Source organism: Vibrio sp. Isolate33 (assembly GCF_022397895.1).
In the GTDB taxonomy this organism is placed as follows: Bacteria; Pseudomonadota; Gammaproteobacteria; order Enterobacterales; family Vibrionaceae; genus Vibrio; species Vibrio pomeroyi.
Window position 1 is genome coordinate 80,373 of sequence record NZ_JAKEUP010000008.1, and the last position, 14,295, is coordinate 94,667.

A 14,295-nucleotide genomic window follows, 5' to 3' on the forward strand; every position below is an offset into this window, starting at 1 on the left:
CGATATTGGAAATTAGATGTATAATTTCGCTAGGTCAGAAGGCTCAAGCTCTTTGCCTTCTAGTGTCGCATTCCAGTTAATACCAACAAGAACGCCGTCTTCAGCAAGAGTCAGTAACCAATCTTCTACAAAGATATCTAGTGGAATTTCTAGTACTTCAAAGTCAGCCCACTCTTCAACGTTGTGAGTTTGAGCGTCTTCTTTTGAAGACCAGAAAGGCATCACTTCGCTGTTTTCGAATTCACTTGAGTCACATGCTAGCCAACCTTCTTCATTGCGAAGGCCCCATACCAGTTTGGTTTCTTGTGTTTCAGAAACGAAAAGTTCTAGATTTGCTTGAGTATCAGCTGTTAGTTTGCTCATGGATTAATTCTCTATGTTGATAACGAGGCAAGATTAACATTATAGACGGCTTAGGTATATGCTATTCAAGGAATTATCACCATACTGAAACGTTAACTTAAGAGAACGTTTCAGTATGGTAAAAGTAGTACTGAAGCTACTTTTTAATTTTAGTGAAGATATGCCACTCTTCTTTGATGTTACCTTTGAATCCAGCCACAGAAGCCACCACTTTTCGGTGAAGTGCATGGTTGATTTCGGTGTCATCACTACTGAACTCAACATCACCATGGCCAACGATGTTGACTCTCGAAGGCTGAATGCCGTTACTGATCAGTGCGCGCCTTACATTCGATGCTCGTTGTTTAGATAGCTTCAAGTTGTGTGCGGCATTACCCACCTTGCTGGCATAACCTTGTAACTCGATGGTCGTACTTTCATAGCGCTTCAAAAATGCAGCCATCTGGCGTATCTGGGTAAGGAAAGCCGGGTTAATTTCCGTAGAGTTATTGGCGAAGAGTATGTGGAGCTCTTTCTTCTCTGATGATTCGAAATATGAACCACAACCGTCGTTATCTATCTCGGCACCAATTTGCGTATCTGGGCATAAATCACGTGCATTGATTACGCCATCGTTGTCATCATCTTGCAGGTCGTAAATTTGAGTGACGGGCGGGAGAGCGCGATATTCAAATTCGTCTTCATTGTTTTCAGCTAAAGCATGGGCAGATACAACCATGAAGCAAAGCGATAATACTGTGTTTGTAAGCTTCATTAATATTCCACCTTCTCATTCCATTCTTCAGGGATTTCAACTCGCAAACCAATCAATAGGTTACCAGTTGCGTTCATTACGCGATATTTTGCGTATTGCTCGTCATACTTAGCATCCAAATAGCCTTTACGAGCTTCAAACAGCTCATTCTCAGTGTTAAGTAAATCGAGAAGGGTTCGCTTACCGATTCGGTATTGTTTCTCATACGAGATAACTGTATCTGATGCCGAGTCTACGTGGTCAGATAGGAACTCTTTCTGTTGAACGGTCAAATCCAGTGCACTCCATGAAAGGCGTAGGCTCTCTTCTACATTGCGGTAAGTGCTCTCGCGAAGGTCTTTGGCTTTGTTGAGTTGGTAAGCGGCACTTTCAGCACGGTCTTGATCAGATCCGCCATTATAAAGGTTGTACCTTAAACGAACCATGGCTGAGAATTCATCACTGCTGCCTTCCGTGCCGCCAGCATCATCACGCCAGGTTTGCGCTGCTTCAAAAGAAACAGTCGGGTAGTTGGTACTCTTCGACTGTTTGTATTGAAACTTCGCAGAGTCCACATCTGCTTGTGCAATTTTAATCACGGGGTGTTGGTTAAAGGCTTTGGCAAGTGCTCCATCGACCGTGTATGGAATAGCTCCGGCATCAGCGCGAGGGAAGGTTAGTCCTAGCGGAGATTGCCCAACAAGTCTCTTGAATTGAGTGTGGGTATCAAACAGGTTGTTTTGAGCTGCGAGTAGGTTGCCGTGTGCTTTTGCAATACGAGCCTCAACTTGAGACATATCTGCTGTTGAACCAATGCCTGATTCAACGCGTTTACGGATATCGCTGTATATCTCTTTGTGTGTCGCTAGGTTGTTCTCAGAAAGCGAAAGCACTTCGTATGCTTTGACTGCATCGAGGTAAACTTTAGTCACTTCTAATGCGATATCTTGCGCATTAGACAGTAATTGATAGCGCACAGATTCTGCATCGGCTGCGGTACGATCTATATCATTTGACGTATTAGCACCATCCCAAATGAGTTGAGTGAGCGTGATTGTTGCTTCTTTCCTAGTCAGATCGGTAGTGTCTTGGTTGGTTGCAAGATCAGTATGTTCATAACCAATCCCACCATCTAAGTCTATACTTGGTCGATAAGCACCACCAGAAGCGTCGTTAAGATAACGCTTGCTGATATATTCGTTATAAGCACTTTTGATTTCAGGATTGCTTTCTAAAGTAAACGCAACGGCTTGCTCTAGGGTTTGTGCTGCTGTTGGCAAACTTAGCGCTATAGCTAACCCTAATGTTGTCGTTTGAATGTAGTTCAATTTCCATTTCTCCAAATTGGACAGCACCTAAACCTACGCTTTTTGATGTGCGAGATACGAAATTCAGATGGACCGCCAAAAAAATAACGTTCGCTAGAAAAGCGTCCGTAAATGGTTGTAAAATTGTTAACCGATCGTCGTGCGTTTTATGTTGTTTTTGAGCACTTAAATCATTCATTAATGTTCGTATTATTTTCTGCATGCACAATAACTTATATCGATGTTTTAAGCACCTAATTTGTTACTTAGTGTGATGACAGTCATTAAGCTAAACTAGAGGTTGTTAAATTATGTATCTATAACTATGAATTATGTGACTTTAGATGTTATATTCTAACTAATATTATAAAAATGATGTCACTATTTTGACGTTAATGACAAGAGATGGGTTTTAGGGGTTTATATGGACATGACGACATTGAATTTGGGCGGAGCTTTAGCACTTGGCCAGCGCATTGTTATCTCGGTAGATGGTACGATTAAAATCTTAGAAGAAGGTGCACCGCTCCAGGCGGGTGATGTCGTTCTTGAATCCTCAAATGAACCCAATAATCCTCAGGTATCAGTGAAACGCTTTTCACCAGAAGAAGGTGGGGAAGTTGAACTTGACCAAGATATCGCAAATATTTTTGCTGCCTTAGAAGAAGGCGAAGACCCAACAGAACTCGGTGAAGAGTTCGCGACCGCTGCTGGTCAGAATGGTTCTAGCTTGAGTACCAGCGGAACCATTGAACGTGATGGCGAAGAAACTATTCCAGGTACCGAATTTGTAACCACAGGTTTTGAAGCGCTAGGTATGTCTCGCACTCAAAGCCTCAGTCTCCTCGATGCCTTCCGTTCGTTTGAACAACCTAATAATGAACCTACTTTTGCTGATAATAATAATTCACCAGTAGGTGACACTGTCTCTTTTACAACAAATGAAGACACGCCAATAAACGGAACCCTTTCAGCCTCAGACGAAGACGGTGACTCTCTATCTTTCACCAAAGCGACAGACCCATCAAATGGCTCTGTCGTCGTCGACGAGAGTGGTAACTGGACTTACACACCAAACGAAAATTACAACGGCGATGACAGTTTTACTGTTGTTGTTTCCGACGGCCAAGGCGGCACCGATACAATCACAGTTAATATTGGTGTAGCTCCTGTCAATGATGCTCCTGTTGGCAATGACGTTTCAGTAACCACCGACGAAGACACACCAATAAGCGGAACGCTAAACGCAACAGATACGGATGGTGACTCGCTAATATTCACAAAAGGCATAGATCCGTCAAACGGCTCTGTAGTCGTCGATGAAAATGGTAACTGGACTTACACGCCAGACGAAAACTACAACGGCTCTGATAGTTTTACAGTCGTTATCAGTGATGGTGAAGGTGGTACGGATATTATTGCTGTTGATGTTGGGGTTACGCCTGTCCCATATGTGAGAATCACAGAAACCGTGAGCGTTAGTGAAGGCTCCAATGCTGAGTTCACCGTGAGCCTAGATAAGGCGGCGGACACGGCAGTGACGGTGAACCTGACGAGCTCAACGGCAGGCGCTAATACAGCGGAATCGGACGACATCGGTAACATGGTAGTGACGTTGGCAGATGGTGTGACGGTCGTGACACCGAACGATGACGGCAGCTACACAATCCCAGCGGGTCAGACCGAGCTGAAAGTGAGCGTGGCGACGACAGGCGATGACGTGTATGAAGGCGACGAGACGTTCAGCGTGAGCGTTGAGGGCGACTCTGGCGCGACAGGCAAAGGCACAGGCACGGCGACCATCACCGATGGTGGTGAGAACGGTGGCAACGACGATCGTCCAACCGTGTCGATTATCAACAGCACCAAAGTGGTCGAAGGCGACGCACTGGCGTTCGACGTGACCCTAAGCAATACGGCCGACACGGCACAAACGTACGCGTTCAGCCTGACGGACGGCACGACCGATAGCAGTGACTACGGCGATGTGACGTTCAGCGACGGCGTGTACACAACGACGGCACCATCACGGTCCCAGCGAATACGGCGAGCTTCACGGTGACGGTAGCGGGAGCGGAAGATACGGTTCTGGAAAGCGATGAAACGTTCACGCTGACCGTGGGTGATCAGACCGCGACGGGCACCATCGAAAACGATGATGCGAAACCGACGATCAATGACATCGCGGATGTGAGCGAGGAAGAAGGCGACGCACTGGCGTTCGACGTGACCCTAAGCAATACGGCCGACACGGCACAAACGTACGCGTTCAGCCTGACGGACGGCACGACCGATAGCAGTGACTACGGCGATGTGACGTTCAGCGACGGCGTGTACCTGAACAACGACGGCACCATCACGGTCCCAGCGAATACGGCGAGCTTCACGGTGACGGTAGCGGGAGCGGAAGATACGGTTCTGGAAAGCGATGAAACGTTCACGCTGACCGTGGGTGATCAGACCGCGACGGGCACCATCGAAAACGATGATCACAACGACGGCACCATCACGGTCCCAGCGAATACGGCGAGCTTCACGGTGACGGTAGCGGGAGCGGAAGATACGGTTCTGGAAAGCGATGAAACGTTCACGCTGACCGTGGGTGATCAGACCGCGACGGGCACCATCGAAAACGATGATAATCCACCAACAGCCGAAGATTTTACTGTAGGTTTAGACAACAATGAAGAGGCATTCTTTACATTTGATGGTGGCCAATCGGGAAGCCAAGATAATGTTAGCGACGTTGAAGATGACGCTTCTGGCACACCTGTTGATGTGAAGATTCTTGAGGAGCCACTATTCGGGGACCTTTACGATGTAAGTGGCGGTGGCAAAGTACTAATTAATGCTGGAGATATCATCAGCAGTGATGCTCAAATCGAGTATGAGCAGGATCAGAATGCTATCGATAATTTAGACTTCGTTGCAAGTACTTTCCAAAATCAAGTTGGTAATGGTATGAATAGCGTTAGCTACTTGCGGAGTAGTGTGGTTATTAGTGCTGGTTTATACGATGGTTCGGCACCGACGGAAGATAACATTGACAATACGCCGTCGTACCTTGTCTACGATAGCAATAACCAAGAAGACGGTTTCGGTGTATCGAAGAGCGCAACAGCGACCAGTGGCGAACTTGATGTAATTAGTAGTGGTTCACAAGAGTACATCTCAATTGATTACTCTGCGACGGGTGCTTCTATTACTGAAGCTAATATCGATTTTGGTAGTGTTTACGGTAATTACAATGCCAATAACAACGCCGGTGGTCGAATTGAAGTTATCGCTCTTGATGAAGCAGGTAATGTTGTCGGGACGTTCTTCTTCGATAGCGATGAATCAGGTGAGAACGGACTGTCCATCGATAACAATGGTAATGTCACCGTTAATGTTCAAGTCGACGGTGGGTTCTCAGAGCTTAGAGTATTTACGACTCAAGACGGCTCTGACGATCCGAATAAAAATTCAAACATTACGCTGAAAGGTGTTGACGTAGTCAGTGCTGAATTATCAGAAGAAATTGACTATCAGTCGGTGGATTCTAGTGGTTTAGTTAGTGACGAAGTTGCTCAACTTACTGTTACATCAAATACGACTAGCGCTAATCCAGTTGCTCAAGATGACACGGTGTCTGTATTTGATGGCTTATCTGGTTACTATTACAGTTCTAATGACACTGTTAATGGCAACATCGACTCGGTTCAAGATGCATTGGATGTTATTGCCAGCAAAGATGCTGACCTTACATTTGAAGCAAAAGATATCAACTATACGTTAAACGGAAATAACGACGGCTTAAGTTCTCAAACTCAATTTGAAGACTTCCTAAATAATGACTCTACCTCTGTTGTGGGTACAGTAGGCGATCACACTGATGGTGTTGTTCAAATGAGTGGCTCGGTTTACCTAGAAGCTGGCGATTACGCCTTCAAAGTCACAGCTGACGATGGTTACACGATATTAGTTGATGGCGTAGCAGTTGCTACGGTTGATCAAAACCAATCCTCTACGACTACTTTGCATAGTTCATTTGCCGTTGACAGCGATGGTTACCATTCAATTGAAATCGTTTATTGGGACCAAGGTGGAGCTGCTAATCTAGATATCAACCTGGGTACAGTGGATGGCAATGGTAATTACAACAACGGGGAACATGACTTAAACGATTTCCCATTGATTGGTGATGTGTTGTCTGTTCAAGAAGGACAGTCGTTAACCGTAAATTCATCGTTACTTCTAGCTAACGATTATGACCCGAATACAGGCGACACCTTTACCCTTGTCTCTGATGGGTTTAGCTCTAGTGAAGGGGCGGTTGTGTATGATGCCAATACGGGAGAGATATCGTTCACACCAAATTCTGGTGTTACGGGCACTGCTTCCTTTAGCTACACGATCATTGATAACGATGGTTTGACTGATACAGCAACTGTAACGACAACAGTAACTCCTGTTAGCAATGGATTAACCGTTAGCGCAGATTTAGCAACGGCAAGTGGTGATATTGCAGACTCTATTGTTTCAAGCATCGAATCTAGCTTGGCGAACAAGGCAGTAGACCCAACTGCTGATGGCGACGACAACCATCTTCAGACTACAAGTGGTGCTTGGCTAGATGCCCTTGGTGGCAATGATACTGTTGTATACAGCAGTGGCGATCATATGCAGGTACTTGGTCGAGAAGGCGATGACATTATTGTCGGAAATGATGGTACATCTACGGTCTTAACTGAAAACCTACAAGGCGGTGACGGTAGTGACATTTTGGTTGGCGGTATAGATGCATCAACAAGTATTAACCTGTTGGGTGATGATACTGGAGAATCTGGCGATGATGTTCTTATTTCACGTAGCCCAACAACGAGTACAGCATACTATGGCGGTTCAGGTAATGATGTGGCATACCTAGCTGGCGAAAGTACTAACTACACCTTTAGTACAGTTGAGGCTCCAGATTTCCGCTTAACTCATACTGGAACAGGTAACGCCAATCATGATTTCTATAGTATCGAAGCGTTGTACTTCTCAGATGGTAAGTTTGAAGTTCAAAACGGTAACCTAGTCAAAGTGGCAGAAGTTTACGAGCTAAATATCGATGTCGACCTAAACGACAATGATGGTAGTGAAGAAGTGAGCTCTCTGGTGGTTAGTGATGTTCCATCAGATGTGACACTCGTTGTTGGTACTAAACAAGCTGATGGAACTTGGTCTATTGACCCGAACGAACTTGATGATGAAGGTAAGCTTACAGTGATCGTCGAAGCACCTGTAAATACGACACCAGTACTAACTGTTACAGCAGGCGCTCAAGAGGTTGATAGCCAAGGCCAACCATTAGATTCTGAGATTTTCGCCGATACTCAAACTGGCACGATCGTTACGCCAAGTCTTGATATGAATGCAGCAAACACGATCATTGGCTTTGACGGTGATGATGTGCTGTTAGGTGATAGTGGTGGCGTACAAGATAATTCAGTCGCACCAACTAACTACAATATTGCTTTGGTGGTTGATACATCTGGAAGTATGAAAGATGCATTGAACAGTAATAGCAACCAATCCAAGTTAGACGTGGTGAAAGCATCACTTATTGCTATGTTGGCGGATATTGCATCTCATCCGGGTATTATAAATCTGGCGTTGATTGGTTTTGAGGCTAGTGCGAGCATACAAATAGACTTGCAAAACTTGGATGAATCAGACTTGGATCAGACGGTAAATTCCGCGATAAATGCTTTAAGTGCGGATGGTGCAACCAACTATGAAGCAGCATTCGATTCTGCTAAAGATTGGTTTGAAGATGATGATCAACCATCGAGCTATGAAAACTTAACCTTCTTCTTAACCGATGGTAAACCAACAGTCTCAAACAACTCTAGTAGTGGTGGCTCTACCACAGAGTTTGATGAGTTTGCTGACTCGATTTCTGCTTTTGACGAATTGGCTGACGTTTCAAAAGTAAGAACCATCGGTATTGGTGATGGAATTGACTCTGAAATACTTGAGCATTTTGCCAATGAGAATGGTTCTACATACACCTATTCTTCAACCACAACGCAACTAGCAAACTTTAGTTCAAGTACAGGTGAAACCTGGAGCTTAAGTAACTTTACGGTTTCTGGCGGCACTGCGGAGCTGACGAATTCAAGGGTCTTACTGACAGATTCTGGTGACACTTCCAGTTCGGCATCCATGACAAGCCCTGAATTTGTTGTAGCTGACGGTGAAGTTTCGGTACTGACATTTGAAGCGTCACAAGGTGATGACTTTGGTGGTGGTGATGTATTCAGTTGGAGCGTCCAGAAATATGATGTGCAAACTCAATCATGGATAAGTGTTTCATCGGGAAGTAACACCGGGTCGATAGAAACAGAGCTTTTACATGAAGGTAAATACCAGCTTGTACTTTCTGTCTACGAAGATCAAAGTGGTCTTATTGCAGATGTTTATTTGGACAATTTTGCCATTGAGACGGTATCTAGTACAACAGGTAACGTCGAGATCGTTCAGTCCAGTCAAGGTCTAGATGCAGCACTTGAGGAAGGTAGTAACGAAATCACGCTATTGCCTGTGGGGAATGATGATCTGAGCGGTGATGCTGGAGACGACATCTTGTTTGCTGATGTTATCAATACTGATAACTTACCATGGGATGAGAAGGGCTTAACTCGCCCAGATTCATTGCCGGATGGCTCTGGCATGGAGGCATTAACGACGTTCTTGCAGATGTCAAACGGTACAGAACCGACAGACATGGAAGTGTATGAGTACATCAAGAGTAACCATGAACTGTTTAACGCTGATAGCGATACCCGTGGTGGAGATGATACCGTTGTCGGTGGTCTAGGTGAAGATATCCTCTATGGCCAAGGTGGTGAAGATACGCTTATCGGTGGTCTTGGTGATGATATTTTAACGGGTGGTGACGGTGACGATCTATTCAAGTGGGTTGATCAACCGTTCCAAGATGATGTCGATACGATAACCGACTTTGCTCTAGGGGAAGACCATCTTGATATCTCTGAGTTGTTACCAAACGAAAGTTCAATGTTTGATCTTCTTGAACATATTACAATTGAAAAGGTAGATAACGGCAGTGGTGATAAAGACCTTGTCATTACCATCTCAGAAAACACAGATAATACAGGTCAAACTCAAAAGATTGTTCTTGATAATGTAGGCGATCAGTTCGACTCAGTTAATAGTGCAGTAGATGGTTCTATTACGAATAGTGATTTGACCAATTTGGTGAGTCAGTTGTTCGTTAACTTACCGGATCAACTTTAATAAAAAAGGGCCGAAAGGCCCTTTTTTATTATCTAGTGATTTAAAGCTTTATCTTCTACAGGACCTTACAAGCAAAGCCTTTTAGGTAGAAACCTTCTGGGTAGGCTGTGTCTGTTAGGTGGTCGGCTGCTTGTTCGAAGCGTTCTACGAATTTAACAGTGCGGCCTGCGTCTAGAGCTGCATCGGCGATGATTTTTTGGAACAAATCTGTGCCCATTAAGCCAGAGCAAGAGTAGGTGAGTAGCGTTCCGCCTGGTTTCAGGATTTGCATTGCAAGCATGTTAACGTCTTTATAGCCGTTTGCGCCTGAAGTTAGGTTGTTCTTGCTTGAAACAAACTTTGGTGGGTCCATGATCACTACGTCAAACTTAGTACCTTGGTCGCGGTATTCACGAAGCAGCTTGAAGACGTCGGCATTAAGGAACACCGCGCGCTTTTTAGAGATATCAAACTCATTCAGTTCAGCGTTCAACTTCGCAGTATCAAGAGCAAGTTGAGATACATCAGCGTTAATCACACGCTTAGCATCGCCTTTCAGGGCGTATAGGCCAAAACCACCTGTGTATGAGAAGCAGTTAAGAACATCTTTGTTTTTAACGTACTTCATCGACTCTTTACGGCTATCACGTTGGTCCATGTAGAAGCCCGTTTTGTGGCCTTCCATAATGTTCACACTGATTTTAACGCCATTCTCTTCAATCACGATTGATTTAGGTGGCTCTTCACCATGAAGTACACCGACAACTTGTTCTAGGCCTTCTTTCTTACGAACCGCTACGTCTGAACGCTCATAAATATTACAGTTCGGGAAGCACTCGATTAGGGCTTCAATCAATACGCTTTTGTTATATTCAGCGCCTGCACTTAGCAGTTGGCAAACTAGAAAGTCTTGATACTTATCGATAGTGATGCCAGGCAAGCCGTCAGACTCTGCGGCTGTTAGACGGTAACCCGTTAGACCGTCACGTTCGATAATGTCTTCACGTAAAGACTGTGCATCTTCAATTCGTTTTACGAAGAACGCCTTGTTGATTTCTTCTTTTTCAAATGTCCAAACACGAGCTCGAATTTGAGAAGCTGGAGAGTAAGCTGCTTTTGCAAGCCACTGACCATTTTGAGCATATACGTCTACAGTTTCACCTTGTTGTGGCTCGCCTTCGACCTTATCGATACCGCGTGAAAATACCCAAGGGTGTTTGCGGCGTAGTGATTTATCTCGGCCTTTAGCTAGATGAATTGAAGGAGTCATAATTTACTCTGTTTGTTGAATTTGAAGGAGGGGTATTGTCGGGGAAGTACAGGTGAAAAGCAAATAAGAAAGGGCTGCAGAAGCAGCCCTAGTAACGATATTTCAAGGATTAAGCGTTGAGACCTGTTAATAAGCCTTCCATTGTGTCGCTTTGCTTACGAAGCTGATCAACGTTGGCATTACTCTTACTGATCATTTCACAGATGCTGTCTGATTGATGACGAATCTCTTCGACACTCTGTGCAATGTTGTCAGCTACAACACCTTGCTCTTCAGCTGCGGTAGCTATCTGAGTGCTACTGTCCGAAATCGATTGATTCTTTTCAGCAAGAGAGCCGATTTCAACGTTCACTTCAGACATTAATGTTTGTCCTTCGTTTGCGTTGTTAACCGTCACTTCCATCAGTTTTGTTAGCGATTGGCTGTTACGTTGTAATGATTCAATCATGCTTTGGATTTCAACCGTTGCTTGCTGTGTTCTTCCTGCAAGAGCACGAACCTCATCTGCAACGACAGCAAAACCTCGTCCTTGTTCACCAGCACGAGCTGCTTCAATAGCGGCGTTGAGAGCAAGAAGGTTAGTCTGTTCTGAAATACCATTGATGGTTGTGACTACTTCATCGATCTGTGCAGCGTTCGCATCAAGCTCTTCTACCGCCTGAGAGGCTGATTGAATCTCTTGAGATAGGCTAGAGATAGATTGCAGAGTATTCGAAACCTTCACTTGGCCACTTTGAGCAACACCGCGAGCATCCATCGTTTGAGAGCTAGAATCGTGTGCAAGGGTGGCCACTTCACGAATCGTTGCTGCCATTTGTTCGGTAGCACTTGCTAGGCTATTCAGGTGTTCTTGTTGATTACCTGAAATGTCTGAGCTTTGCTGTGTTGATTGGTTCAAGTCCGAACTGATTTGCTGCATAAGTGCCACAGATTCTTGTATAGAAAGAACCATGTTTTGTTCACGCTCGGCTACCTTATCGATAGTGATGGCAATTTCACTGAATTCATCACGAACCAAGAAGTAGTTCATACGACAAGTTAAGTCACCATTCGCAAGTGTGTTTAGCGCTTTGTTCATCGAGAACATGGCACCGCCAATGAAGGTCATGATGTAGTAAACACCCAATGCGATCAGCGTTAGTGTTACCGCGATGATAGATACTTGAGTTGTAGAGAGTGCAGACCAAAGGTTTTGATCGTGGTTTGCTACTAAACTAAATGCGCCATTCATGACTGAAACAGAACCTGCACCATAGCCTAAAGAGATGCTATCAGAATTACTAACGAGTTGAGCAACTTGCTCTTTCGTGAGTTGACCCGCCTCAATAAGCCCTTTCATCAAGAGCATTTCTTCTTGATAAAGGTGAGCCAGTAATGAATCCGCTGCACTATCTAAAACGAGCGTTAATATAACCAGAGCGAGAAGAGGTAATAAGAAGAGTAGATAGAACTTTTCTTGGATTTTTAGGTGAATGAGATATTTGTCAATCCAACGAAATGGGATTTCTTTCATAATCGTTATACTCGAAGTAAGTCCACCAATAAGCGGTGAATGAATAGAAGTTTAACTATATCATTCATATAATTTATGAGGCAACGTTATGGAAAGTTCCCAATTTATTTTTGTCGTGTCAGGCGTAGTTCAGTGTGTTGGTTTTCGTTATCACACCAGCAGACAAGCGCAAGCTTTGAGTATTTCCGGTTATGCTAAGAACCTAAATGATGGCCGAGTTGAAGTATTAGCGGTTGGAGAGGCTGGGCAAATTGAGAAGCTATACGAATGGCTAAAAATCGGCCCTAAGAGTGCGGTAGTTGATGGTGTAGTAAAACATCAAGTTGGAGAGAAAGAACGACAAAAGGTGCGTGTCGGGGAATTTAAAATACTGTAGCTCGTCACTACAGTATTTATATTCGGGAATGTTCTAAAGCAGGTTAGTCTTTACAAGCACTTCGCTGGTTTAGGTAGGCCTGCGAGTTTGGTCGCTTGCTTAGCGGGGCCTTTCTTGAATAACTTGAATAGATACTTACTGTTGCCTTTTTCTGGGCCGTGAGCCTTTTCCATCGCTTTAACTAGCATGCGAACTGCTGGAGAGGTGTTGAACTCTTCGTAAAAGCTCCTTACAAAATGTACGACTTCTAAGTGCGCATCCGTAAGTTCAATAGCTTCATCTTGAGCAAGAATTTCAATCATACCTTCTTCCCATTGTGTGTAGTCCAACAGGTAGCCTTGAGCATCGGTTTCGATTTGCTTGCCGTTATATTCGAACATGTTTAATCCAGAATCCAGTTAACTATCCAGATAGGGTAATGACCAAGTTTACTTTTCTCAACAGATTTATAGCGATCTCAAGAAATATTTTAGCTATCAAAAGAATTCTGGTGCGGATAGATATAAAAAAGCCCAAGAGCGAGGCTCTTGGGCTAGATATTCTTCAGTTATGGGAGTGATTAGTCGTCGCTACCCATGATGCCTAGAATGCTTAGTAGGCTGATGAAGATGTTGTAGATTGATACGTACAAGCTGATCGTTGCTGAGATGTAGTTAGTTTCACCGCCACGAATGATGTTTTGCGTTGTAAGCAAGATAACACCAGTCGAGAATAGGATGAACATACCGCTCATTGCCAATGATAGTAGAGGCATTTGTAGGAAGATGTTTGCAACCATACCTACAAGCAGTACAACGAAACCAGCTAGTAGCATGCCGTTAAGGAATGACAGGTCACGCTTAGTAGTAAGAGCGTAAGCTGAAGCACCCATAAATGCTAATGCGGTACCGCCAAGTGCAGTTAGGATGACATCACCCATACCTGCGCCAACATACATATTAAGGATTGGACCGATGGTGTAGCCTAAGAAACCAGTAAATAGGAATGTGAAGACTAGACCCATGCTGTTGTCACGGTTCTTTTCAGTAAGGAAAAGTAGGCCGTAGAAGCCAACTAGCATGATGATAAGACCAGGGCGAGGAAGGTTCATCGCCATAGATACGCCTGCTACAACAGCAGACCAAAGTAGTGTCATAGACAGTAGAGCATAGGTATTACGCAACACTTTATTGGTTTGCAGAGCACTTTCTTGAGATGCTGTGCGTGAAAACATAGGGCTGTTCATAATCTTCCTCGTAAGGTGACTTCAATAGTTATTAGTACATTTATGGGGGTGAAAGTTCGAAAAATCAAGTCTTTCATTCCTCTTGTATACGTAAAATAATAATCAAAATAGTCGGTTAAGTGTTTCTGAAGGTGTAACAAAGTATTTCTTTAGGCTGTAATCGAGTATAGCTAAGATACGATGGTCAACTTTAGGTCGATCTATTCAGTTGCTTAAAACTTTAAAAACTAACTATAACTTTG

The 14,295-nt window shown here is 44.2% G+C and carries 10 protein-coding genes; 3 read left to right on the plus strand and 7 right to left on the minus strand.

The window, feature by feature from the left end; genetic code table 11:
- Positions 1-12: 12 nt before the first annotated feature.
- The 3 genes from L1D37_RS13325 to L1D37_RS13335 form a co-directional block, all read right to left on the minus strand.
- Positions 13-363, minus strand: coding sequence for a DUF2750 domain-containing protein (locus L1D37_RS13325; protein ID WP_012603863.1), 351 nt, complete (start codon positions 361-363; stop codon positions 13-15).
- Between the two features lie 136 nt (positions 364-499).
- On the minus strand, positions 500-1,117 hold the full coding sequence (locus L1D37_RS13330) for an OmpA family protein (RefSeq protein ID WP_239848200.1): 618 nt from the start codon (positions 1,115-1,117) through the stop codon (positions 500-502).
- Positions 1,117-2,424: a TolC family outer membrane protein gene (locus L1D37_RS13335; protein WP_176681950.1), complete on the minus strand. Its 1,308-nt coding sequence runs from the start codon at positions 2,422-2,424 to the stop codon at positions 1,117-1,119. The genes L1D37_RS13330 and L1D37_RS13335 overlap by 1 nt, the downstream gene beginning before the upstream one ends.
- 403 nt (positions 2,425-2,827) lie before the next feature.
- On the opposite strand from L1D37_RS13335, the gene L1D37_RS13340 reads away from it, so the two are divergent.
- Complete coding sequence (locus L1D37_RS13340) at positions 2,828-4,465, plus strand: Ig-like domain-containing protein (protein WP_239848201.1); 1,638 nt, start codon at positions 2,828-2,830, stop codon at positions 4,463-4,465.
- Positions 4,462-9,690, plus strand: coding sequence for a cadherin-like domain-containing protein (locus L1D37_RS13345; protein ID WP_239848202.1), 5,229 nt, complete (start codon positions 4,462-4,464; stop codon positions 9,688-9,690). Before L1D37_RS13340 ends, L1D37_RS13345 begins: the two co-directional genes overlap by 4 nt.
- 55 nt (positions 9,691-9,745) lie before the next feature.
- On the opposite strand, the gene L1D37_RS13350 is transcribed toward L1D37_RS13345, so the two are convergent.
- On the minus strand, positions 9,746-10,939 hold the full coding sequence (locus L1D37_RS13350) for a class I SAM-dependent methyltransferase (protein WP_239848203.1): 1,194 nt from the start codon (positions 10,937-10,939) through the stop codon (positions 9,746-9,748).
- Positions 10,940-11,048: 109 nt separating this feature from the next.
- A complete protein-coding gene (locus L1D37_RS13355; RefSeq protein WP_239848204.1) occupies positions 11,049-12,452 on the minus strand; it encodes a methyl-accepting chemotaxis protein in 1,404 nt (467 codons plus the stop codon).
- An 88-nt stretch (positions 12,453-12,540) separates the two neighbouring features.
- On the opposite strand from L1D37_RS13355, the gene yccX reads away from it, so the two are divergent.
- Positions 12,541-12,828 (plus strand): acylphosphatase, encoded by a 288-nt coding sequence (gene yccX, locus L1D37_RS13360; RefSeq protein ID WP_239848205.1) that lies wholly within the window; start codon positions 12,541-12,543, stop codon positions 12,826-12,828.
- Between the two features lie 50 nt (positions 12,829-12,878).
- Here yccX and L1D37_RS13365 read toward each other — a convergent pair whose 3' ends face one another.
- Both L1D37_RS13365 and L1D37_RS13370 read right to left on the minus strand, forming a co-directional pair.
- The gene (locus L1D37_RS13365; RefSeq protein ID WP_017057205.1) at positions 12,879-13,208 is read right to left on the minus strand and encodes a TusE/DsrC/DsvC family sulfur relay protein; all 330 of its coding nucleotides are present in this window, start codon (positions 13,206-13,208) and stop codon (positions 12,879-12,881) included.
- A 179-nt stretch (positions 13,209-13,387) separates the two neighbouring features.
- Positions 13,388-14,053: a Bax inhibitor-1/YccA family protein gene (locus L1D37_RS13370; RefSeq protein WP_017057206.1), complete on the minus strand. Its 666-nt coding sequence runs from the start codon at positions 14,051-14,053 to the stop codon at positions 13,388-13,390.
- Positions 14,054-14,295 lie beyond the last annotated feature (242 nt).